A 22,713-nucleotide genomic window follows, 5' to 3' on the forward strand; every position below is an offset into this window, starting at 1 on the left:
TTAATCTTAAAACAATATGAACAATAGACGAAATTGGTTAAAAAAAGTAAGTTTAGGCGCAGTAGGATTAAGCCTTTGCCATTTTGAAACATTCGCAAACACTCCATCCGAAAATTACATTTTTCCTGATGCAGAAAAATCGCCCATTTTATTACGTTCGAATGAAAATCCGTATGGACCTTCTCCTTTAGCGCGTACAGCTATGCAAAAAAGCATCAGCAATAGCAATCGATATGGCTGGGATATTTCAGATGAATTAATTTCTCTTATTGCCAAAAAGAATAATGTTTCAAACCCCAACATCCTTCTTGGCGCTGGTTCAACTGAAATTCTAGACTTAGTTCTCCAATATACCGCACTTCAGAAAGGCAATTTTATCTTAGCTGAAACAACTTTTAATTATTGGGCATTTCCATCTGAAAAATTAGGAATTAAAAAAATTACCGTTCCATTAACTGCAGACAAAAAACATGATTTGCCAGCAATGCTAAAAGCAATTGATGCAGACACAAAAATGATTTACATCTGCAATCCTAACAATCCAACAGGTACAATATGCGATTATGAGCAACTAGTTTCTTTTGTAAAAGAAGCTTCAAAAAAAGCAATTGTTTTTGTTGATGAAGCTTATCTCGATTTCACAAAAGAAAAATCATTAAGTAGCCTCGTAATTGAAAACAAAAACTTAATCATTACAAAAACTTTCTCAAAAATGTATGGTCTCGCTGGCGCACGCATAGGTTACGCAGTTGCATCTTCATCAACAATTGAAGAACTAAGTGCTTTAAAATCTTCCCCTAATCTATCTGTTAGCAGAGTATCAACGGCTGCGGCAATAGCATCCTTAAATGATCATAAATTTATCGAGCAAGTGCATGCTGCAAATGAAGAAGTGAAAAAATATACTACCGAACAGCTTACTAAACTTAATTTAACTTGTATTCCCTCGCACGCTAACTTTATTTATTTTTCTTTAGATAATTACAAAAAAGACTTCTTTAAACAATTAGAAAACCACAATATACAGGGAACAAAAATCTATGAGGAGAAAGGAAAATGGACACGAATCACCATTGGAACAATGAAAGAAATGCAGCAATTTATTGAAGCTATCAAATAAAAATTTGAAAAAGTCTTTTTTCAGAAAATCTACTCAAATAAATTATTATCGTTACTTTTGATCTCAGAATTTTTCCGAAGTTTCGGAACTTAAAAAGCCTTTTTATTTATGGAAATCCAATCCAATTTTTCTTTAAAAAAATATAATACTTTCGGCATTGAAGCAAGTGCCAAACAATTTGTTGCAGTTCATTCTATTGCTGAATTAAAAACAGTTTTAGCAGCAAACAAAAACGAGAGAAAATTTATTTTAGGAGGCGGAAGTAATATGCTTTTAACCAAAGATATTGATGCTCTTGTTATTCACATCGATTTAAAAGGCAAAAAAACAATTAAAGAAGACGACGATTTTGTCTGGGTTGAAAGTCAAGCTGGAGAAACTTGGCACGATTTCGTTCTTTATACTATCGACAATAATTTTGGCGGATTAGAAAACATGTCACTTATTCCTGGAAACGTAGGAACAACGCCAGTCCAGAATATTGGAGCTTATGGAACGGAGATTAAAGACACTTTTGTTTCTTGCGAAGCCATGAATATTGCAACTCAGGAAATGAAAACATTCACTAATGATGAATGTAATTTTGGCTACCGCGAAAGCATTTTCAAACATGAAGCAAAAGACCAATATATTATTACGTCGGTTGTTTTTAAACTAACGAAACGCAATCATAAAATCAATACGTCTTACGGAGATATTTTGGCTGAATTGGCTAAAAACAATATTACAGAACCCACATTAAAAGATGTGAGCAATGCTGTAATTGCCATTAGACAAAGTAAATTGCCAGATCCAAAAGAATTAGGAAATAGCGGAAGCTTCTTTAAAAATCCGATTTTACTGAAATCTGATTTTGAAAAAATCCATCAAAAATTCCCAGAAATGAAATTTTACGAAGTTTCAGAAACCGAAGTAAAAGTTCCTGCTGGTTGGCTGATTGAGCAAGCTGGTTTTAAAGGAAAACGTTTTGGAGATGCTGGTGTTCATAAAAATCAGGCATTAGTTTTAGTAAATTACGGAAATGCGACAGGACAAGAAATTTTAGCCGTTTCAAAAGAAGTTCAGAAAACCGTTTTTGAAACTTTTGGCATTCAAATTGAAGTAGAAGTAAATGTGATTTAATTTTCTTTTGCCACGAATTTCACGAATTGGCACTAATTTAATTTGTGCTAATTCGTAAAATTCGTGACGACAAAACAACACAAAAAATGTACACTCCTGATCTATATAAAAACGAAAATCCAGAGGAAATTAGAGCTTTTTTGAAAGAAAATAGTTTTGGAATCCTGATTAATCAGACCGACGGAAAATTATGCGCTACTCATATTCCGATAGAATTGGAAATGAATGCTGACGGAAAAGAAATCTTGCAAGGACACATTTCAAAACTGAATCCGCAAGCTGCAGGTTTTAAAGAAAACGATCAGATTTTGGCTGTTTTTACAGGTCCGCACAGTTATATTTCTTCTTCTTGGTACGATTATGAAAATGTGCCTACTTGGAATTACATAGCTGTACATGTTTACGGAAGAATTAAAATTGTGGATTACGAAACTTCTGTAGAACAATTGAAAAAACTTGTTGACAAATACGAAGCGAATTCTAAGAATCCGGTACGCGTTGAAGATTTATCTGAAAAAACAATGCGCGAAGCTAGAGGGATTTTTGGTTTTGAAATCGAAATTGACGAAATTCAAGCCACAAAAAAACTCTCCCAAAACCGCGACGATTATAATTACAAAAACATAATTTCGGAATTGGAAAAAACCGAAAACCCTCAGTCTATTGCTGTTGCAAAAGAAATGTCAAAATGCCGAAAGTAAATTGGTTTTGATCATTGAATTTATCGAATTGATAAGTACATTTGCAGTCGCAGAACGTGAAAATTAATAGAACCAAATAAATCAGATGCTTATATACATATTTTACTTTTTTATTGCTATTGTCGTAGTTCAATTATTTTATTATTTAGGAGTTTTTGGGAAATTTGCTTTTGCTAAGCCACAGCTTATTAAGCCTAAAAATCTTCCAGTTTCTGTAATCGTTTGCGCTAAAAACGAAGAAGAGAATGTAAAAAAATACGTTCCGCTTTTAGCACAGCAAGATTATCCAGATTTTGAAATTGTCTTAATTGACGATGCATCTAGCGATGAAACTCTTGAAGTTTTTGAAGAATTTGAAAAAGAATTCTCTAATATCCGTTTGGTAAAAGTGGAGAACAACGAAGCTTTTTGGGGAAATAAGAAATACGCTTTAACACTTGGAATAAAAGCGGCAAAGAAAGATTATTTACTTTTTACAGATGCAGATTGTTTCCCAAGTTCTAAAGATTGGATTACCTCTATGACTTCACAATTTACCATGAACAAAACAATCGTTTTAGGATATGGAGGTTATGAAAAAGTAGAACGTTCGTTTTTAAACAAAATTATTCGCTTTGAAACTGTTCTAACAGCAATACAATATTTTTCTTGGGCAAAAATGGGGCTTCCTTACATGGGAGTCGGCAGAAATCTTGCTTATAAAAAAGAAGAGTTTTTTAATGTAAATGGTTTTATTGACCACATTCAGATTCGTTCTGGCGATGACGATTTATTCATCAATCAGGCCGCAAATAAAACAAATACTACTATTTCTTATACGCCTGAAAGTTTTACCTATTCAGAACCTAAGAAAACATACAAAGAATGGTTTACTCAGAAAAGAAGACATATTTCTACTGCAGAACATTATAAGTTCTTTGACAAAATGCAGTTAGGATTATTCTTCATTTCACAATTATTTTTCTTTTTATTAGTTATTGTATTATTAGCATTTCAATTTCAATGGATTGCCGTATTAGCAATTTTAGCAACACGCTATACAGTTGTATGGACAGTAATTGGATTTTCAGCAGGAAAATTAAAAGAAAAAGATATTAAAATTTGGTTTCCAGTTGTTGAGATAGCGCTAATATTAACGCAAATTAATATCTTTATAACTAATATCTTTTCAAAACCCGTATATTGGAAATAAATTCTAAAATAGAAAAAGCAAAAAAAGGCGATCAGATCGCCTTTACTTTTTTATTAGATCATTATTGGAATGAGGTGTATTCGTTTATGCTCAAACGAACCGAAAATGAAACCACCGCAGAAGATATTACCATAGAAACTTTCTCCAAAGCTTTTGACAAAATAGCTTCTTACAATTCAGAGTTTCAGTTTAACACCTGGCTTATTGCAATTGCAAAAAATGTCTATATTGATTTGCTTCGAAAAAAGAAAACCAATCTTTTTATAGAAATCACAGACAACGAAGACCAGCAAGCGTACAACATTGCCGACCCTACTCCATCTGCAGAAGATGCTTTAATTAAAGAACAGAATCTTTCTCGTCTGCTTCTATGCATCAAAGAACTTAAACCACACTACCAAGAAGTAATTCAGCTTCGTTATTTTCAGGAAATGTCTTATCAGGAAATTGCCGTTAAGATAAACGAACCGTTAAGCAGCGTTAAAGTGAAACTTTTACGAGCTAAAAAATTATTAGCCGAAATTATCGAACGTAACAGATAATTTATTATCTTTAAATAAAGAATAAATAATTACTTGTTTTATTCTTAAAATAAATAGATTTCCATAATACTAAAACTACAACTTTTACGTTGTTAGCTCAAACCTAAACCTTTTCTGCGTATGATTTAAAGTTACTTAACCTTAAAACCCAAAAATCATGTCTAAATTAAGCATTTATGAAAACAAGTGGACCGATCTTGTTTTCGAGAACAAAAACAAAGAATACGGCGCTTATCAGTTACGCCAGGAGAATTCCAAAAACTCTGTTACAGCTCTCTTTATGGGTTTATTGTTAATAACGGCTTTAGGAAGTGCACCGTTACTTATTAGCAAAATTAGGACTTCGCCTGTTGAAGTTGAGCCAGAACCAACAATCTACAAACCTACGGTTATACCCGTGGATCCTATTGTTGTACCACCGCCGCCAGCTCCGCCTGCACCTATGGCTGAACATAGTGCAACTCCAAAAACAGATGCAGTACAGCTAACGAATCCTGTAGTTGCGACAACACAAAATGCAGTTGAAAACATTGCAGCAAATACAGAAAATGTACCTGCTACAGACAATACCGCTGGAAATGGACCTGCAATTAATGCTATGCCTTCTTCTGGAGGAAATGGAGATGTCGCTTCGGTTGCACCACCAACCAACGATCCTGTTTCTATTGCGGTTTTAGATAAACTTCCAGAATTCCCAGGTGGAATCGCGCAGTTTTACAAGTATGTTGGAAACAATTTCCGCAGACCAGAACTTGATGTAGAAAAAACATTAAGAGTTTATGTATCGTTTGTTGTTGAAAAAGACGGATCGCTTACAGACATTATGGTAAAAAATGATCCTGGTTATGGTGTAGGAAAAGAAGCCATTAGAGTCTTGAAATCATTAAAAACAAAATGGGCTCCAGGAGTTCTAAACGGACAACCCGTGAGAACTGCATACAATCTTCCAATCACAGTAAAAACAGAAGTCGAATAATATAAATATTTTGAAAAGTGAAAAAGCAGAACTTAGGTTCTGCTTTTTTGTTTACATTTAATTCATCAATCAACCCTGTCTAATTAAAAACTCAACTTTAATGCCGTTTACATTTTCGCATCCTGCAATAATACTTCCCTTAAGATATTTACCAAAATCATGGTTTTCTCTAACAGCATTAATAATCGGAAGTCTTACTCCTGATTTCGAATATTTTCTCCGCATGAAAGTTAAAAGCGATTACAGCCATACTCTAAATGGCATTTTCTGGTTTGATTTACCTTTTGCTCTTTTACTAACTTTTCTCTTTCATAATTTAACTAGAAATCTCTTGTTTCAAAATCTTCCATACTTTATAAAAAATAGAGTTCTGGTTTTTACAGATTTTGACTGGAATATTTATTTTAAAAGAAATTGACTAATCGTTTTAATCTCTTTACTAGTTGGAATATTTTCTCATATTTTCTGGGATGCTTTTACACATAAACATGGTTATTTTGTCAATCAATTTGATGCTTTTCAAAAAATCGTATTACTATTTGGAATAGAAATTCCGTTTTGGAAAATAGCGCAGCATTCAAGTACTCTTTTTGGAATTATTGTTATACTGTATGCTTTCTCTAAACTCCCAAAAGTTTTCTATACCCAAACCACCATCAACAAACTGTATTGGATTGCTGTTATTTTATTTACCGCGACAATTATATCAATGAGATTTACATTAAATCCAAAAGCTTTAAATATTGGAAATATAATTGTGACTTTTATAGCGTCCTTTTTAATTGCAATAACAGCAGTCCCATTAATAATAAAATTTAAATCAAACCAAAAAAAATAACAAAATCGACTACATTTACTCCTTCAAAACGGAAATCATTTTAACTAAATTAAAACAGAATAATGGGAATATTTTCAGCCATTCTTGGTAATGCAGGTTCAGTTAGCCAAGAAGATTTAATTAAAAAATACGGACAGCTTTTAACGGCTAACGAAGAAATCGAAATGGGTTTCAAACTTATCCGTGATACTTTTATTTTTACTAACAAAAGATTAATCTTAGTTGATGTACAAGGAATTACAGGAAGTAAAACAGAATACAAATCTATTGGCTATAAAAGTATTACTCGCTTTAGTGTAGAAACAGCTGGAACTTTTGATTTGGATGCTGAATTAAAAATCTGGATTTCAAGCGAACAACATCCGAGTATTGTAAAACAATTTAATAAATCGGTTAATGTTTATGAAGTGCAAAAGATTCTTGCTTTTCATGTATTAGGATAAAAAAATAAACCCGGCAAAATTGTCGGGTTTATTTTTTTTATGATAACAACAACTCTTATTTCTTTTTGGTTGTTGTTGTTGTTTTCTTAGTGGTTGTAGTTGCTTTTTTTGTTGTAGCTGCTGGCGCAGTGTTTACAATCTTTTGCTGTACATATGGTTTATACAACCCATCTTTTTCTGCCCTTTTCTTAGCTTCATCTGCTCTTTTTTGAGAATCTGGATGCGAGCTCATCATTTGATCAATAAACGAAGCTTGAGCGCCTTCACTCATTTTTGCCAAAATTCTAAACGCAGATTCTTCAGCATTTACATTGTAACCGTTTTTCTTCATGAAATTGTAAGCAAATAAATCTGCTTCAGATTCTTGTTTACGGCTATATTTACTATCAATAATTGCGCTTCCAATTTTTCCAAGTTGACTATCTGTAACTGTCGCTACTGTTGCCGACTGAGAAGCTACTCCATCCATTAAAGCTTCTTTTTGATAAGCTGCACGAATAGCATCTCTAGAATCGTTGTTTGCTACGTGTCCGATTTCATGCCCAATTACAGCAATTAATTCATTGTCATCCATAATATCCATTAAACCTGAATAAACACGAACGCTTCCGTCTGCAGTTGCAAAAGCATTTACTTCTTTCAATTTATATACTTTGTAATTTAAAGTAAACCCGTCACCAGAAGCATGTTTTCCAAAAACTCGATTTAATCTTAAAGTATAACCATCTGTTGGCCCAGCAATTTCATGTTCTGCATCTAATTTATCTACTGCTTCTTTAGATAATTTTGCCGCATCGGCATTACTAAAAGTAAAACCAGTAACTCCTTTCTGAACTGCCCCAATTGCTTTATCTCCAAAATTAATCTGTGCAGTCATTTTAGTTAAACCAAATGCTGTAAATAAAAGCCCCGCTATTATAAATTTCTTTTTCATATTTTTTTATAATTACAATTTAACAACAAATGTAGCATAACAAAATGCTATTTTAATTTCCCACAAAACTTGTTTTTCAACAATTAAAGGTATAAAATTTTAACGAGTTATATAATTACCTAATAAATAAAACTATATAAAAAAACCGACAAACTCTAAAGAATTTATCGGCTCTATTTTTACTCTTTAAAAAACATTATTTCTTCTTTGTTGTCACTTTCTTTTTAGTTGTAGTTGCTTTAACCGGAGCAGTATTTACAATTTTTTGCTGTATGTAAGCTTTATACAAACCATCTTTTACTGCTCTTTTTTTAGCTTCTTCAGCTCTCTTGCCAGAATCAGGATGCGAACTTACCATCTTAGTAAGAAAAGACGCCTCTGCTCCTTCACTTAAATTTTGAAGAATTCTAAAAGCCGATTCTACCGCATTTACATCATACCCATTTTTTTTCATAAAATCATAAGAAAAGTTATCGGCTTCAGATTCTTGCTTTCTGCTATGTTTACTATCAATCATTGCACTTCCTAGTTGCCCTAATTGAGATTGGGTAATAGTCTCGATTTTTCCGGATTGCGACGATGCAACATCGAGTAAAGCCTCTTTTTTATAAGCTGCCTTTATTGCATCTCTTGTATCATGATTTACAACATGACCGATTTCATGACCAATAACAGCAAGCAATTCATTATCATCCATAATATCCATTAAACCCGCAAAGACACGCACACTCCCATCAGCACATGCAAAGGCATTAATATCTTTTACTAGATATACCTTATAATTTAATGCAACACCTTCACTAGATATATGTTTGCCAAATAAACGATTTAAGCGAATTGAGTATCCATCATTTGTTCCAGCTACAGGATTATTCGCATCCATTTCGTCAATCGCTTTTTTTGCTAAAGCAGCTGCATCGGCATCACTAAAAGTAAAACCAGAAACCCCTTTACCTAAAGCTCCCATAGCTTTATCCGAAAGGATTTGTGCATTTGCTTCGACAAAACCAAAAGACAAAAATAAAACTCCAAGGGCAATAAATCTTTTTTTCATGTTTTAAAACTGTTAAATTAACAGCAAAATTAGCACAGCATGAATTTTACAAGTTCTCAAGAAGCCAAATTTGTAACAGATTAAGACTGAACTTTTATATTCCACAAAAACCAAATAGAAATCTAAATATTAAACAGAAATCAAAAAAACTACACCTAAAAAAGCATTAAAAAATAAATTATTAACAATTGCATTCAATTATCTTAAATATTTGCCATTAACAAGATATGTAAACGAAAAGCAAATAAACATCTCAAAATAAACTACATTCCGTATCTTTGCACTTTGAACATTGATATATGGAAACAGTCACTGAAAATATACAAACCACAAAACCAAAGTGGTTAAAAGTAAAATTACCTATCGGACAAAAATATACTGAACTTAGAGGTTTAGTTGATAAATATAGTTTAAATACCATTTGTACTTCTGGAAGCTGTCCAAATATGGGCGAATGTTGGGGTGAAGGAACAGCAACTTTCATGATTCTAGGAAATGTTTGTACTCGTTCTTGCGGTTTCTGCGGTGTAAAAACAGGCAGACCAGAAACGGTAGATTGGGATGAGCCTGAAAAAGTAGCTCGTTCTATTAAAATCATGAATATCAAACATGCTGTAATCACTAGCGTTGACAGAGACGATATTAAAGACGGCGGCTCTATCATTTGGATGGAAACCGTGAGAGCCATCAGAAGAATGAACCCTCAAACTACTCTTGAAACTTTGATCCCAGATTTTCAAGGAATTGAAAGAAACCTTGATCGTATTGTAGAAGCAAATCCTGAAGTTGTTTCTCATAACATGGAAACTGTACGACGTTTAACTCGCGAAGTTCGTATTCAAGCTAAATATGATAGAAGTTTAGAAGTACTTCGCTATCTTAAAGAAAAAGGAATTAACAGAACAAAATCTGGAATTATGCTTGGTCTTGGAGAAACTGAAGAAGAAGTTTTCCAGACTATGACCGATTTAAGAAATGCGAATGTTGATGTGGTAACAATTGGACAATATTTACAGCCAAGTAAAAAACATCTTCCTGTAAAAGAATTCATTACCCCTGAACAATTTGCCAGATATGAAAAATTTGGTCTTGATCTAGGTTTCAGACATGTTGAGAGTGGACCTCTTGTTCGTTCTTCATACAAAGCACAAAAACATATTTTATAAATTTAGGTTAATAGTTTAATTGGTTAATCGTTTAGTCGCCAAGACGTTTAACGGTTTGAAACAATTAAACGATTTTAACAATAAAACGAATAAACCGAATAATTGAAAACAAGAATTGCTATTAATGGATTTGGGAGAATTGGAAGAAATTTATTCCGATTGCTTTTAAATCACCCCGAAATCGAAGTCGTTGCTATAAATGACATTGCAGACAACAAAACCATGTCGCATTTAATTAAATACGACAGTATTCATGGTGTTTTGAAAGCCGAAGTAAGTCATGACGAAAATAGTATCATAGTAGATGGAAGACATTTTTTCTTTTTTCACGAAAAAAACATTTCAAACATAGACTGGAAGTCGCATTCGATTGATATTGTGATTGAATCGACAGGCAAATATAAAACGCATGAAGAATTAAATGCGCATCTGGAAGCTGGAGCAAAAAAAGTAATTCTTTCGGCTCCATCAGAAGTTGACACTATCAAAACGGTAGTTTTGGGTGTAAACGAACATATTTTGGATGGAAACGAAGATATAGTTTCTAATGCAAGTTGCACAACCAATAATGCTGCTCCGATGATTAAAATTATCGAAGAATTGTGCGGAATTGAGCAAGCTTACATTACCACTATACATTCTTTTACAACAGACCAAAGTCTTCATGACCAGCCACATAAGGATTTACGCCGTGCGAGGGGAGCCAGCCAGTCGATTGTTCCAACAACTACGGGTGCAGCTAAGGCATTAACAAAAATTTTTCCTAAATTGCACAATAAAATGGGTGGCTGTGGCATTAGAGTCCCAGTTCCAGACGGTTCATTAACAGACATAACCTTCAATGTAAAACGTGCCGTGAGCATTGAAGAAATAAATAAAGCATTCAAACAAGCCTCAAAAACAAATTTAAAAGGGATATTAGATTATACCGAAGATCCGATTGTTTCGGTTGATGTAATTGGCAATACAAATTCTTGTTTATTTGATGCTCAGCTAACTTCGGTTATCGATAAAATGGTAAAAGTTGTAGGCTGGTACGATAACGAAATTGGCTATTCATCAAGATTGATTGATTTAATTTTACTGATAAGAAAAAAATAAGATTCATTGTAATAGCATTGCCATACATGAAATACTATCTTTTTATTGTTGTTTGTTTTTTTAACTCATTTTTGTATTCTCAAACTAAAAAGAATACGGATAGTGTTACCTATTATAACAAGCTGGCTAATTCTAACCTTAACAATAAAAAGTTTGATCAGGCGGTTTATTACACCGAAAAGTCTATTAATTTTTGCGAAGAAAATGGCAAAAAAGAGAATTTGGCCAATCAGACTTTTAAGCTAGGAAAAATCTATTATAACCAGAGAAAATTTGAAGACGCTTTAAAAAACTTCCACAAAACAGTTTCTTTATTTGACACCTTAAAACCAAGCTGCACAAAAGTTTTGGCATTGCATTATATTGGCGTAACAAATACCGCAAAAGGCGATTACAAAACAGCTAATGTTTATTACACAAAAGCCAAAGATTTACTTAAAAACCTGAACATCAATGATAACGCAGAAATATTAAATTATCAGAAAGCTTTAGCATTTAAAACCAATAACGATCTTAAATCGGCAATAAAGACTTTTAAAGCGATCACTAAAAAACCAGATAACAATGCAATTATAAAAACCAAAGTAGATACATATTATCAGCTTGGTTTAATTGAAGGGCAACTTAAAAGAAACGATTCTGCAATTATATATTTTAATAAAGCCTTAGATTACAATGCCAAAGTCAATGATTTTTCGAAGAAATCGAAAATCGTTTTAGCCATAAGCCAATACTATAAACAAAATAAAAACTATGATCTGGCATATTCCTACCTAGATGAGCATTATCAGCTGGAAAATTATATGCTAAAACTAAAAAATGCCAAAATTGATTTGGATGAATTCCAAAAATTCAAAAAAAATCAATCTTTAAGCAATACCATTAAGAAAGAAAGCGAAGAAAAATTTCAGCTCAAAACTTATCGTTACTCTAAGCTAGTCAGTATTTTAGCCATTGCCTTAATTTCAATTTTGTCTCTTTTAAGTTTGGCTTTGTATAAAAACAATATCATTAGAAACCAGAACAATTTACTGCTCAGAGAAAAAAATAAAGAATTGATTCTGGCCAAAAACAAAGCAGAAAAAGCATCAAAAGCAAGATCTGAATTTTTATCAACCGTAAGCCATGAACTCCGGACGCCGTTGAATGCAATAAACGGAATTACACATATCCTTCTAGAAGACAAGCCAAAGAAAAAACAACTAAAATACTTGGAGTCTTTAAAATTCTCTGGAAACTATCTAACCACCTTCATCAATGAAATTTTAGAAATTAATAAAATTGATTCGACTAAAGTGGAAGTTGAAAATATCAGCTTTAATTTGAAAGAATTGCTTTTTAATATTCAAAGTTCATTAAAAGAATTGGCAACCGCCAACAAAAACTACTTCAATTTAGAAATAGATAAAACTATTCCCGATAATTTAATTGGAGATCCTACAAAATTATCTCAGATCATACTTAATCTAATCAATAATGCATTAAAATTTACTCAGAACGGGCACGTAAATGTTATCGCAAAACTATATTCTCAAGAAGAAGAAAATGCAACGGTTTATTTTGAAATTGTCGACACTGGAATCGGAATTCCAGAAGACAAACTTCAATCTGTTTTTGAGAGCTTTTCTCAAGGTTCTATAGAGGTAAACAGAAAATATGGAGGAACAGGTCTTGGCCTCACTATTGTAAAAAAATTAATAGAACTTTTAGGAGGCGAAATAAAATTAAAAAGTGAAGTAGGTAAAGGTTCTACATTTACCTTCAAGTTAAACTTCAAAATCAATAATGAACCATTGGAAGTAATCGAAGAAGTAAAACCCTATAATGACAAACAATTGAAAAACAAATCTATTTTATTGATTGAGGACAACAAGATCAATCAAATGATCACTCGCAAAATGTTGGAAAACAAAAATATCACTTGCGAAATTGTTGACAATGGAGAAGATGCTGTCGAGCTTTTAAAAGTTAAACGCTTTGATATGATTTTAATGGATGTTCATCTTCCTGGAATTAACGGAACGACGGCTACCAAATTGATTCGCGAATTTGACAAAGCGACTCCAATTATTGCCTTAACAGCTATTTCGCTAGACGAAAACCGAGATATGCTCCTTTCGTTCGGAATGGACGATGTTATTACCAAGCCTTTTGTCCCAGACGAATTCTATAGTACTATTGCTAAGTTTTTTGATTAACTTTTTTAAGATGCTAAGTTTCTAAGATACTAAGACTCTAAGTTTTTCTTTTATACTTAAATTTCTAAATACTTTAAAATCGCAGCGTCGAAATCTTGCTGATGATTAATGAAAGAACTTTTTATTGGAAGATAATACAATTGATCTACTAACTGCGAATCTTTTAAACGCACGTAATCTTTCTCCGTTGTAATTATTTTTCTTCCATTTGCTTTGATTTGAATTGAATCTAGATCTGCATCAGAAAAATGATGATGATCTGGAAAAGTCAAGCATTCATCACTTTCATTTTTTAGGTAGTCAAAAAATGGTCTTGGTTTTGCAATTCCAGCCAAAAGAAGTTTAGACTCTGCTTTTATTTCGCTTATCGCAATTGTTTCGTTTTTGCCGTAAACAACTGTATCATAATCAATAAAAGTAAAAAAGACTTGCTGTTTAGGATTTAATTTCAGTTTTGATCTAATTTGCGTCTGTTCTTCTTCCGTTAAAATTTTAGGGCATTTTGTAACAACCACTATACTGGCTCTTTCTGCTCCGCTCCTGCTCTCACGTAAATTCCCCGTTGGCAGCATAAAATCATCTGCATATAAATCGCCATAAGAAGTCAGTAAAATATAAAAACCAGCTTTTACTTTTCTGTGCTGATAAGCATCATCAAGCAAAATAATTTCTGGTTTTTCATTTTGTGAAAGTAATTGCTGAATTCCGTTTGTGCGATTCGCATCAACAGCAACCATTACATTTGGAAATTTTTGATAAAACTGAAACGGTTCATCACCTAAAATTTCGGCATTTGAATTTTCATCAGCCAAAACAAAACCTTCCGATTTTCTTTTATAACCGCGGCTCAAAGTAGCAACTTTATACTTATCAGATAACAATCGAATTAAATATTCTATTTGTGGTGTTTTACCGGTTCCGCCCACGCTCAAATTTCCAACAGCAATAACTGGCAGATCAAATGAAGTTGATTTTAGAATTCCTTTATCAAAAAGAAAATTACGGATTGAAGTAATGAATCCGTATAAAATAGCGAAAGGGAAAAGTATTTTTCGAAGTAAGTTCATAGAATTATTTATCTGAGTAATGACCCATTGCAGAAACTATAATAACGGTGACAATCTCTTCTTCTACACGATAAATCATTCTATCTTTTTGATTAATTCTTCTAGACCAATATCCATTAAGGCTATACTTCAACTCCTCTGGTTGTCCTTCTCCAAAAAAAGGGGTTTCAGTTAGTTCTAAAAGTATTTTTTCAATCTTTTTTATGGTAGCTTTATTTCCTGATTTATAGTGATTTTTCAAATCTTTACGAGCAATATCGTCAAATTCTACAAAATACTTCCCCATATATCATCTGGATTTAATCTTGTCGTTTTTCCTTGTTTAATATTCTCTTCTGCTTTTTTAACTTTTTCAATAAATTCGGCACTATAAATACTTTGCTCCTCATTAACCTGTCCATAACTATCCGTTTCAACAATTTCAATACCATCAAGACCTTTAAAGAAAGTTTCGAACATTTCCATAAATGCTTTTCCTGTCTTCGTGTGTTCGTTAATTTTTATAGTTGTCATCACTTATAAATTTTATATTACAAATGTACTAAATTTGTACTTTTAGTATCAACTATTATTACCATTAGTATAAGATAGTTGTTACCAACAAAAATTTGGAAAAAACTGAAAATGAAAATCAAAAATATTATATCGTCTCTTGAAGAAATGGCTCCTTTGGCTTATGCCGAAGATTTTGACAATGTCGGACTTTTAGTCGGAGATTCTGAAACCGAATCTACAGGAGTTTTAGTCTGTCATGATGCCTTAGAAAGTGTTATCGACGAAGCTGTTGCTAAAAACTGTAATCTAGTCGTTTGTTTTCACCCGATATTATTTTCTGGAATTAAAAAAATTACAGGCAAAAATTATGTGGAACGCGCTATTTTAAAAGCGATCAAAAACGATATTGCTATTTATGCCGTTCATACTGCACTTGACAATCATTCTCAAGGGGTAAATAAAATTTTCTGCGATGCATTAGGATTGAAAAATACTAAGGTTTTGATTCCGAAACAAAATTTCATTCAAAAACTAGTCACTTTTACCGTTCCTGATAATGCAGATAAAGTTCGAAATGCGATGTTTGCAGCTGGAGCCGGAACAATTGGAAATTATGACAATTGCAGTTTCAACACGGAAGGTTTTTTTACTTTTCAAGGAAATGAAGACAGCAATCCTGTAATTGGAGAAAAAGGAAAACTCCATACAGGAGAAGAAATTAAAATTGAAGTGGTTTTTGAAAAACATCTTCAGTCCAGAATTTTAAAAGCACTATTTGCCAATCATATTTACGAAGAAGTCGCTTATGAGATTTACGATTTAAAGAATTCTCACCAAAATATTGGTTTAGGAATGATTGGCGAGCTGGAAAACGAAATGGAAGAAAAAGATTTCCTTGTTTCTGTAAAAGAAAAAATGATTGCCGACGGAATTCGTCATTCTGCCTTTTTAGGCAAAAAAATAAAAAAAGTTGCCGTTTTGGGCGGTTCAGGAAGTTTTGCCATAAAAAACGCTATTCAAGCTGGAGCCGATGCATTTTTGACTGCCGATTTGAAGTATCATCAGTTTTATGAAGCTGAAAACAAGCTACTTTTGGCCGATATTGGTCATTTTGAGAGTGAACGCTATACAAAAAATTATATTGTTGATTATCTTCGAAAAAAAATTCTTAATTTTGCAATCATTTTATCGGAAGAAAATACAAATCCAGTTAAGTACTTATAGAATATGACGAATACGAAAGAATTAAGTGTTGAGGACAAGTTAAGAGCAATATACGATTTACAGCTTATTGACTCTAGAATTGACGAAATCAGAAACGTTAGAGGAGAACTTCCTTTAGAGGTTGAAGATTTAGAAGATGAAGTTGCAGGTTTGAGCACTCGTTCAGAAAAACTGAAAGGTGAACTTGAAGTGATTGAGGAGCAAATCAAAGCAAAAAAAATTGCTATTGAGGAGCATAAAGAGGTTATCAAGAAGTACACTAAACAACAAGAATCAGTACGTAACAACAGAGAATTTAATTCTTTGACAAAAGAAGTTGAATTTCAAGAATTAGAAATTCAATTGGCTGAAAAGCAAATCAAAGAAATGAAAGCTTCTATCGAGCACAAAAAAGAAGTTATTTCTAACTTAAAAGAAAAACTTGATGCTAAAAGCTCTCATTTAAAACATAAAAAATCTGAATTAGACGCTATCATGGCTGAAACTCAGAAAGAAGAAACTTTCTTAACTGAGAAATCTGCTGAATTTGCTTCACAAATCGAAGACAGATTATTGGCTGCTTACAACAGAATCAGAAGCAGTGTTCGTAACGGATTAGCTGTAGTTTCTATCGAAAGAGGAGCTTCTGCTGGATCTTTCTTTACAATTCCACCACAAACTCAGGTTGAAATTGCTTCAAGAAAGAAAATCATTACTGATGAGCACTCTGGAAGAATTTTAGTTGATACTCAGTTAGCTGAAGAAGAAAAAGAAAAAATGGAACAATTGTTCGCAAAATTCTAATATCAAGTCCCGATTAAATCGGGACTTTTTTTTATACTTATTTTTTTGCCACAGATTAAAAGGATTAACGCAGATTAAATTACTCGTATGCTACATAAAATCTTTTTAATCCTTTTAATCTGTGGCAAAACATTTTTTACCTTTAGAAAAAAAATTAAGTTTTGGGAATTAAAAAAGGCATTCGTTTTATTACATTAAAATCTGTTGGATCTTACATTAATTTTTTGAGTTATGTGCGTCCGCAAAAAGCTATTGAACTTTCTTATGCACTTTTCAGCCAACCGAGAATTGGCAAATTGCAGAAAGAAAAACTTCCTAAGATTTTAAAAAACACTGAAACAGAAATTTTTCATCATAACGAACATCATTTTCAAACTTATGTTTGGAAAGGAAATGAAACCAAAATTTTATTAGTTCACGGTTGGGAAAGCAATTCTTCACGCTGGAAAAAGACGTTGCCACATCTTCAAAAATCTGGAAGCACAATTATAGCTCTTGACGCTCCTGCACACGGACAAAGCAGCGGAAAAGAATTTAACGTGCCGCTTTACGCTGAATTTATCAATAAAGCAGTAGAACAATACCAGCCCGAAATTATTATCGGACATTCTATTGGAGGTGCAGCTTGCGTTTACCATCAATATTTATTTCCAAATACAAGTATCAATAAAATGGTGATTTTAGGAGCTCCTTCGGAGTTAAAAACGTTAATTGACAATTACGTTTCAATGCTGAGCCTAAATACCAAAATGTTTTCTCTTTTAGAAAGTAAATTCTTGGACCGATTCAATTTTAAATTGGAAGATTTTTCGGGACAGAAATTTGCTTCAGAATTTACAATTCCTGGATTTATTGCTCATGATACTACAGACAAAATCGTAGCTTTTGAAGAAGGCCAAAAAATAGCAAGCAATTGGAAAAATAGTCAGTTTATTGAAACTTCTGGTTTAGGCCACGGAATGCATGATGATCAATTGTATGAGAAAGTAATTGAGTTTTTGTTTTCGGAAGGTTCAAAGTAGAATAGGTTTTCCATTTTGTCGTCCTGCGTTCCTCAGGATGACAAAATTGTTTAAAATTCTAAACAATAATTTTAAAATATTTCAACAGCTCTTTTTCTCCTTTTCCGGTAACCGTAATAGCTCGCGAATTTTCATTTTTTCTGAGCCAGTCTTCTTTTAGCATTTTATTAAAAAGCAATGTTCCAACCGAACCGGCAATATGATTTCTACGTTCGCTCCAATCTAAACATGGTTTTAAGAAAATTCGTTTTTGTTTTTGTGCTTCTTCTAAATTAATTCCAAAATCTGAAAACCACTTTTCCCCTTCTGAACTTATTTCAAAAGTATTATTTTGGTCTAATATTATTTTTTGTTCCAATAAACTATCCGTTAAAGCCACACCAATTTTTCCCGCTAGATGATCATAGCAAGTTCTGCAGAATTTTATTGGAGGATAAGTTTCTGTTTTACTTTTTGAAGCAACCTCAGACTTTGGAACTAAACTTGCCATTGCTTCAAGCGCATACGCGACTTCTTTATTTGAAAATCGATAATATTTATGACGCCCTTGTTTTTCTACACAAAGTAAATCGGCATCGAGAAGCTTCCCTAAATGCATACTAATATTTTGTGGAGATGTGTTGACGCTTACTGCCAATTCTGTAGCTGTAAAAGCTCTTCCGTCCATTAAAGTCCACAAAATTGAGGCGCGCGTAGGATCGCCAATTAAAGATGCTGTTTTTATAAATTGATCTTCCATTTAGATGTTCATAGTTAAGCGCAGAATGAAGTATCGCCTTGTAAAGTTAAATAACTTTGCTAAAAACATTCAATATGAATTCAACTTTATTCCTTCAATCTGATAGCATCGATCCTTATTTGATCTATAAAACCATGTTACAAAACAATCCCGTTTATTGGGATGAAACCAATAAAATATGGGCAATATATTCTTATGAAGATTGCGTTTCTATTCTGAAAAATCCTAAAGCCGAGATTCTAGATGTAAATCCAGGCAATAAACAAAAACTGAACAAAACGGCGTTAGAAATTTTAAATAACCTAACAAGATTATCAAATGGGATACAACATGAAATTTCAAAAGAAATCGCAATGTTGTTGTTTTTAAAAATGAAATCTGTCGATATCAATTCAATTATTTCTCAATTAATAAAGAATAATTTAGTTGAAAATAAAATAGATTGGGTAAATTCGGTTTGCAAAACACTTCCAGTTTTGGTTGTTTTGAAAAGTTTTGGTTTTGAAGAAAAGGACTGTGAATTTATTTCAACCCAGATAGAATCTTTGGTTAAAATAATGCTTCCGCAGAAAACTGAAGAGCAAGTGAAATCTATAAATAAAATCTCTGAACAGATCTTTTCAATTGCAGAAAAACAGCTTTCTTCATTACGCTTTTTCGAATCTTTATCCCCAAAAATTTCCGAATCAAATTCTCTTTCGCTTGACGAAATCAAAACGATAAGCATTAGCAATTTAATTGGATTATTTATTCAGAGTTTTGATGCCGGAAGAGGAATTTTGAGTAATTCGCTCTTGCAGATTCTAAATAACAAAACTTTTTCCAGTAAACAGGAAATTGAAAAATCGATTATCGAAACTTTGCGATTTGATCCGCCTATTCATAATACAAGAAGAATTGCAACGGAAGATATTCCCATTAGCGGAAGTCTAATTAAAAAAAATGATCCTATTTTAGCTGTTCTTGCGTCGGCAAATCGAGATCCGAAGAAGTTTGAAAATGAATTGAAATTTGATATTGAAAGAAATAATAACGCTGAAAATCTAACTTTTGGAATTGGCCCTCATATGTGTCTGGCAAAACATTTCTCCATTCATTTGACTACTGAAGCTTTATGGTTTTTATTTAATGAGCTTAAAACCGTTGAAATTTTAGAAAATAATATTCAGTATGAACCAATGATTAATGCCCGATTACCAAAAGCAATCTGGATTTCATTACAATAAAAAAAATAAAAATATGATAGCTGTAATTTTTGAAGTTATTCCGAATGAAGGAAAAAAAGAAGAATATCTGGATATAGCAGCGAGTCTGCGCCCAGAATTAGACCATATTGAAGGATTTATTTCGATAGAAAGGTTTCAGAGTTTTACCGATCCTTCAAAAGTTTTGTCTTTATCATTTTGGAAAGATGAAGAAAGCATTCAGCAATGGCGAAATCTTGAAATTCATCGTCATGCTCAAGCAAAAGGCAGAAATGAAGTTTTTAAAGATTATCATTTAAGAATTGCAACTGTCGTTCGTGATTATGGAATGTTTGAAAGAAAAGAAACTCCAGAAGATAGTTCCGTTTTTCATGACTCATAAAAGGTTCAAAGATCCAAAAGTTCATAGGAACAAAGTTTTTTTAGATTCTGAGTTCCTAGGATTCTAAGTTTTGCTTAACAAAATCTAAAATTCTAAGAAGTCTAACAATCTAAGAAGTCCTAAATTTTAGCTACTTTTGCACTATGGAAGAAAATTTAAAACGTCTTAATAAATTTATTGGAGAAACGGGTTATTGTTCTCGTCGTGAAGCCGATAAATTAATCGAAGAAGGACGCGTTACAATAAATGGCGCTGTAGCTGAAATGGGAACTAAAGTTTCGCCAGATGACGAAATACGCATTAATGGTAAACTAATCGTGGAGAAAAACGAAAAATTGGTTTATCTGGCTTTCAACAAACCTGTTGGAATTGAATGCACAACTAATTTGGAGGTTAAAAATAATATCGTTGACTATATTAATTACCCAAAACGTATTTTTCCAATCGGAAGATTGGATAAGGCCAGTGAAGGACTGATTTTTATGACCAATGATGGTGATATTGTAAATAAGATTCTTCGTGCCAGAAACAATCACGAGAAAGAATACACGGTAACAGTTGACAGACCAATTACAGATCGTTTTATTCAGCGTATGGGAAATGGTGTTCCGATTTTGGATACTGTTACCAAAAAATGTAAAGTAGAACAAATCAGTAAGTATACCTTTAAAATCATTTTAACACAGGGATTAAACCGTCAAATTAGAAGAATGGCCGAATACTTGGGTTATGAAGTAACGGCGCTTAAACGTATCAGAATTATCAATATTTCTTTGGATGTTCCTGTCGGGCGTTATCGCGATTTAACAGATGATGAGATAAAAGAATTAAATCAGTTAATTGAGCCTTCTAGCAAAACTGAAGAGGCGAGTTTTCCTAAAGTTGAAACTTCGTCTTCAGCTTCCACTCCAACTAGAAGAAAAAATTTTATCTCAAAACACGATCCTCGATTTAAAAAAAGGGGAGATAATAAATAAAAAAGAAAATCCCATTCGCACGAATGGGATTTTCTTTTTTATTTATTTTTATCCAAAAACTCGTAGTATAAAGCTTTAGATAAAAAGCTAGCATCTTGATAATTCCAAATCATTTCTTCTCTAACTGATTCTGCATATTTTCCGTCTAAATTGTTCTTTTTGAAATATTCTCGTCGAGTTTCATCATTAAAATTTAATCCGCTAAGGAAAACTGGTTCTACTCCTTTGTTTACAGAAATATTATAGTTTGTAATAAGACTTCCCCAGTTTACATAACTGCATAACAGAATTGTTCCGTAGAAATACCAAAGCATTTGATTGAAAAGAAAAGCATTTGTTTTCTGTTTGCTGATTTTTTGAAATGAGACTACTAATCCGATAATGGCTAAAATTAGAAAAGCATACACCCCTAACCTTTTATAAGTAAGACCATAAAAAGAAACATACTCTGAGTTTTTAATAATCGCGCTTATAATTAAAACCACATTTAGTCCAAGCCATACTTTAGCCAGCATTTTTAAAGAAGAAGCTTTTTCATCAAAATTAAAACCTCCTTTAAAATAAAATAAGATTACTCCAACCGCCATTAAGATTGAAAAAATTACGGCGTTTACGCGTTCGTGCGTGTCAGAACTTAAATTTGTTTTTTCTACTGCTTCAAAAAACTGCTCGTAATTGTAAGTTGCGATAAAAACTAGCAACATGATATTTAAGAGAAACAAAGTGATTACACCGCTTTTTCTTTCGAAATCAAGATCTAAAAACGAAAAAGTACTTTGATTTTTTACTTCAGAAATATTGGTAAAATCATTATTTAATTTTGGATTGTACTCATAACAAGTGTCTGGAACCCAATAATTCCAAAAACTGAACGAGATGTAAAAGCCCAAAATGCACATTGCAATTAATTGTGGCAAATTGATATCCAACTCATAATCTGTAAATAATGAAGAAAAATGATCACTTCCGAAAGAATAAACAATAAAAAACAATCCTAAGAAGATCACTGGAATAAGAACAAAGGCAACTAGCTTTTTAGCAAAATCATTATGGATTTTTCTTTCTGGAAGCCATTGCTTAAAGATAAAAATTCGCCCAATAGAAGTAAATCCGTTTAAGACTATTAGAGGGAAAACCTGAATCATTTTGAGTTCTCCGTCTTGGGTTTTGAATTGTAAAAAGAGTATTGATAAAGCTAAAGCAAAAAATGATGCTGCATCTCCGTACCATGCAAAGGCGAAACAAGACAAAATAGATGTCATTACAAGAACTAAATGTGATCTGTCGACAAACTTCTCTTGAAAGAAATAACTAATCAAGAGCGTAAGAACTACACCGAAAACAGAAATATTGATTCCCACAGATTGGTTGTAAAAAAGCAGTATAAAAACTGCTGTACAGGCTAAGATAATTTGATGTTTTTTCATGATTG

Annotated in this window: 23 protein-coding genes and 1 pseudogene; 17 read left to right on the forward strand and 7 right to left on the reverse strand. The window is 32.6% G+C overall.

Going from position 1 to position 22,713, the window contains the following annotated elements:
* Positions 1 to 16: 16 nt before the first annotated feature.
* From hisC to M0M44_RS01115, 8 genes and pseudogenes are all read left to right on the forward strand, one after another.
* Positions 17 to 1,120: a histidinol-phosphate transaminase gene (gene hisC / locus M0M44_RS01080; RefSeq protein ID WP_248728144.1), complete on the forward strand. Its 1,104-nt coding sequence runs from the start codon at positions 17 to 19 to the stop codon at positions 1,118 to 1,120.
* 108 nt (positions 1,121 to 1,228) lie between these two features.
* On the forward strand, positions 1,229 to 2,242 hold the full coding sequence (gene murB / locus M0M44_RS01085; RefSeq protein WP_248728145.1) for a UDP-N-acetylmuramate dehydrogenase: 1,014 nt from the start codon (positions 1,229 to 1,231) through the stop codon (positions 2,240 to 2,242).
* An 86-nt stretch (positions 2,243 to 2,328) separates the two neighbouring features.
* Positions 2,329 to 2,943 carry an FMN-binding negative transcriptional regulator gene (locus tag M0M44_RS01090; RefSeq protein WP_248728146.1) on the forward strand — a complete coding sequence of 205 codons (615 nt, stop codon included), beginning with the start codon at positions 2,329 to 2,331 and terminating at the stop codon, positions 2,941 to 2,943.
* Between the two features lie 85 nt (positions 2,944 to 3,028).
* Positions 3,029 to 4,135, forward strand: a complete 1,107-nt coding sequence (locus M0M44_RS01095) for a glycosyltransferase (protein WP_248728147.1) — start codon at positions 3,029 to 3,031, stop codon at positions 4,133 to 4,135.
* Positions 4,126 to 4,677, forward strand: a complete 552-nt coding sequence (locus tag M0M44_RS01100) for an RNA polymerase sigma factor (protein WP_095929424.1) — start codon at positions 4,126 to 4,128, stop codon at positions 4,675 to 4,677. The genes M0M44_RS01095 and M0M44_RS01100 overlap by 10 nt, the downstream gene beginning before the upstream one ends.
* Positions 4,678 to 4,834: 157 nt before the next feature.
* Complete coding sequence (locus M0M44_RS01105; RefSeq protein ID WP_248728148.1) at positions 4,835 to 5,653, forward strand: energy transducer TonB; 819 nt, start codon at positions 4,835 to 4,837, stop codon at positions 5,651 to 5,653.
* Positions 5,654 to 5,753: 100 nt separating this feature from the next.
* A pseudogene (locus tag M0M44_RS01110) lies at positions 5,754 to 6,491 on the forward strand (DUF4184 family protein).
* Between the two features lie 62 nt (positions 6,492 to 6,553).
* On the forward strand, positions 6,554 to 6,934 hold the full coding sequence (locus M0M44_RS01115; protein ID WP_095929421.1) for a PH domain-containing protein: 381 nt from the start codon (positions 6,554 to 6,556) through the stop codon (positions 6,932 to 6,934).
* Between the two features lie 55 nt (positions 6,935 to 6,989).
* On the opposite strand, the gene M0M44_RS01120 is transcribed toward M0M44_RS01115, so the two are convergent.
* Positions 6,990 to 7,868 (reverse strand): M48 family metalloprotease, encoded by an 879-nt coding sequence (locus tag M0M44_RS01120; RefSeq protein ID WP_248728149.1) that lies wholly within the window; start codon positions 7,866 to 7,868, stop codon positions 6,990 to 6,992.
* Between the two features lie 196 nt (positions 7,869 to 8,064).
* The gene (locus M0M44_RS01125; protein WP_248728150.1) at positions 8,065 to 8,922 is read right to left on the reverse strand and encodes a M48 family metalloprotease; all 858 of its coding nucleotides are present in this window, start codon (positions 8,920 to 8,922) and stop codon (positions 8,065 to 8,067) included.
* A gap of 299 nt (positions 8,923 to 9,221) precedes the next feature.
* Here M0M44_RS01125 and lipA point away from each other — a divergent pair, with 299 nt between their 5' ends.
* The 3 genes from lipA (at position 9,222) to M0M44_RS01140 (ending at position 13,387) form a co-directional block, all read left to right on the forward strand.
* Positions 9,222 to 10,088 carry a lipoyl synthase gene (gene lipA, locus M0M44_RS01130; protein ID WP_095929418.1) on the forward strand — a complete coding sequence of 289 codons (867 nt, stop codon included), beginning with the start codon at positions 9,222 to 9,224 and terminating at the stop codon, positions 10,086 to 10,088.
* Positions 10,089 to 10,190: 102 nt separating this feature from the next.
* Entirely contained in the window at positions 10,191 to 11,189 is a 999-nt protein-coding gene (gene gap / locus M0M44_RS01135; RefSeq protein WP_248728151.1) for a type I glyceraldehyde-3-phosphate dehydrogenase, read from the forward strand.
* Between the two features lie 26 nt (positions 11,190 to 11,215).
* On the forward strand, positions 11,216 to 13,387 hold the full coding sequence (locus tag M0M44_RS01140) for a tetratricopeptide repeat-containing hybrid sensor histidine kinase/response regulator (protein ID WP_248728152.1): 2,172 nt from the start codon (positions 11,216 to 11,218) through the stop codon (positions 13,385 to 13,387).
* Between the two features lie 56 nt (positions 13,388 to 13,443).
* Here the strand turns inward: M0M44_RS01140 and lpxK are convergent, their stop codons facing one another.
* Genes lpxK through M0M44_RS01155 form a run of 3 tightly spaced genes read right to left on the reverse strand, consistent with a single transcriptional unit; the run spans position 13,444 to position 14,967 of the window.
* The gene (gene lpxK, locus M0M44_RS01145; protein ID WP_248728153.1) at positions 13,444 to 14,454 is read right to left on the reverse strand and encodes a tetraacyldisaccharide 4'-kinase; all 1,011 of its coding nucleotides are present in this window, start codon (positions 14,452 to 14,454) and stop codon (positions 13,444 to 13,446) included.
* Positions 14,455 to 14,458: 4 nt separating this feature from the next.
* Entirely contained in the window at positions 14,459 to 14,740 is a 282-nt protein-coding gene (locus M0M44_RS01150) for a Txe/YoeB family addiction module toxin (RefSeq protein WP_248728154.1), read from the reverse strand.
* Entirely contained in the window at positions 14,722 to 14,967 is a 246-nt protein-coding gene (locus M0M44_RS01155; RefSeq protein ID WP_113676411.1) for a DUF2683 family protein, read from the reverse strand. Before M0M44_RS01155 ends, M0M44_RS01150 begins: the two co-directional genes overlap by 19 nt.
* 111 nt (positions 14,968 to 15,078) lie before the next feature.
* Between M0M44_RS01155 and M0M44_RS01160 the strand changes: the two genes are divergently transcribed.
* The 3 genes from M0M44_RS01160 (at position 15,079) to M0M44_RS01170 (ending at position 17,978) form a co-directional block, all read left to right on the forward strand.
* Entirely contained in the window at positions 15,079 to 16,173 is a 1,095-nt protein-coding gene (locus M0M44_RS01160; RefSeq protein WP_248728155.1) for a Nif3-like dinuclear metal center hexameric protein, read from the forward strand.
* Positions 16,174 to 16,176: 3 nt separating this feature from the next.
* Positions 16,177 to 16,956, forward strand: coding sequence for a zinc ribbon domain-containing protein (locus tag M0M44_RS01165; RefSeq protein ID WP_095929412.1), 780 nt, complete (start codon positions 16,177 to 16,179; stop codon positions 16,954 to 16,956).
* Between the two features lie 161 nt (positions 16,957 to 17,117).
* Positions 17,118 to 17,978 (forward strand): alpha/beta fold hydrolase, encoded by an 861-nt coding sequence (locus tag M0M44_RS01170; RefSeq protein WP_248728156.1) that lies wholly within the window; start codon positions 17,118 to 17,120, stop codon positions 17,976 to 17,978.
* A gap of 58 nt (positions 17,979 to 18,036) precedes the next feature.
* Here the strand turns inward: M0M44_RS01170 and M0M44_RS01175 are convergent, their stop codons facing one another.
* Positions 18,037 to 18,717, reverse strand: coding sequence for an ArsR/SmtB family transcription factor (locus M0M44_RS01175; protein ID WP_248728157.1), 681 nt, complete (start codon positions 18,715 to 18,717; stop codon positions 18,037 to 18,039).
* Between the two features lie 74 nt (positions 18,718 to 18,791).
* Between M0M44_RS01175 and M0M44_RS01180 the strand changes: the two genes are divergently transcribed.
* From M0M44_RS01180 to rluF, 3 genes are all read left to right on the forward strand, one after another.
* Positions 18,792 to 19,943, forward strand: coding sequence for a cytochrome P450 (locus tag M0M44_RS01180; RefSeq protein WP_248728158.1), 1,152 nt, complete (start codon positions 18,792 to 18,794; stop codon positions 19,941 to 19,943).
* A gap of 13 nt (positions 19,944 to 19,956) precedes the next feature.
* Entirely contained in the window at positions 19,957 to 20,304 is a 348-nt protein-coding gene (locus tag M0M44_RS01185) for an antibiotic biosynthesis monooxygenase family protein (protein ID WP_248728159.1), read from the forward strand.
* Positions 20,305 to 20,447: 143 nt separating this feature from the next.
* Positions 20,448 to 21,281: a 23S rRNA pseudouridine(2604) synthase RluF gene (gene rluF / locus M0M44_RS01190; RefSeq protein ID WP_248728160.1), complete on the forward strand. Its 834-nt coding sequence runs from the start codon at positions 20,448 to 20,450 to the stop codon at positions 21,279 to 21,281.
* Positions 21,282 to 21,319: 38 nt separating this feature from the next.
* On the opposite strand, the gene M0M44_RS01195 is transcribed toward rluF, so the two are convergent.
* The gene (locus M0M44_RS01195; RefSeq protein ID WP_248728161.1) at positions 21,320 to 22,708 is read right to left on the reverse strand and encodes a DUF4153 domain-containing protein; all 1,389 of its coding nucleotides are present in this window, start codon (positions 22,706 to 22,708) and stop codon (positions 21,320 to 21,322) included.
* Positions 22,709 to 22,713 lie beyond the last annotated feature (5 nt).

This window comes from Flavobacterium humidisoli, assembly GCF_023272795.1.
Taxonomy (GTDB): Bacteria; Bacteroidota; Bacteroidia; order Flavobacteriales; family Flavobacteriaceae; genus Flavobacterium; species Flavobacterium humidisoli.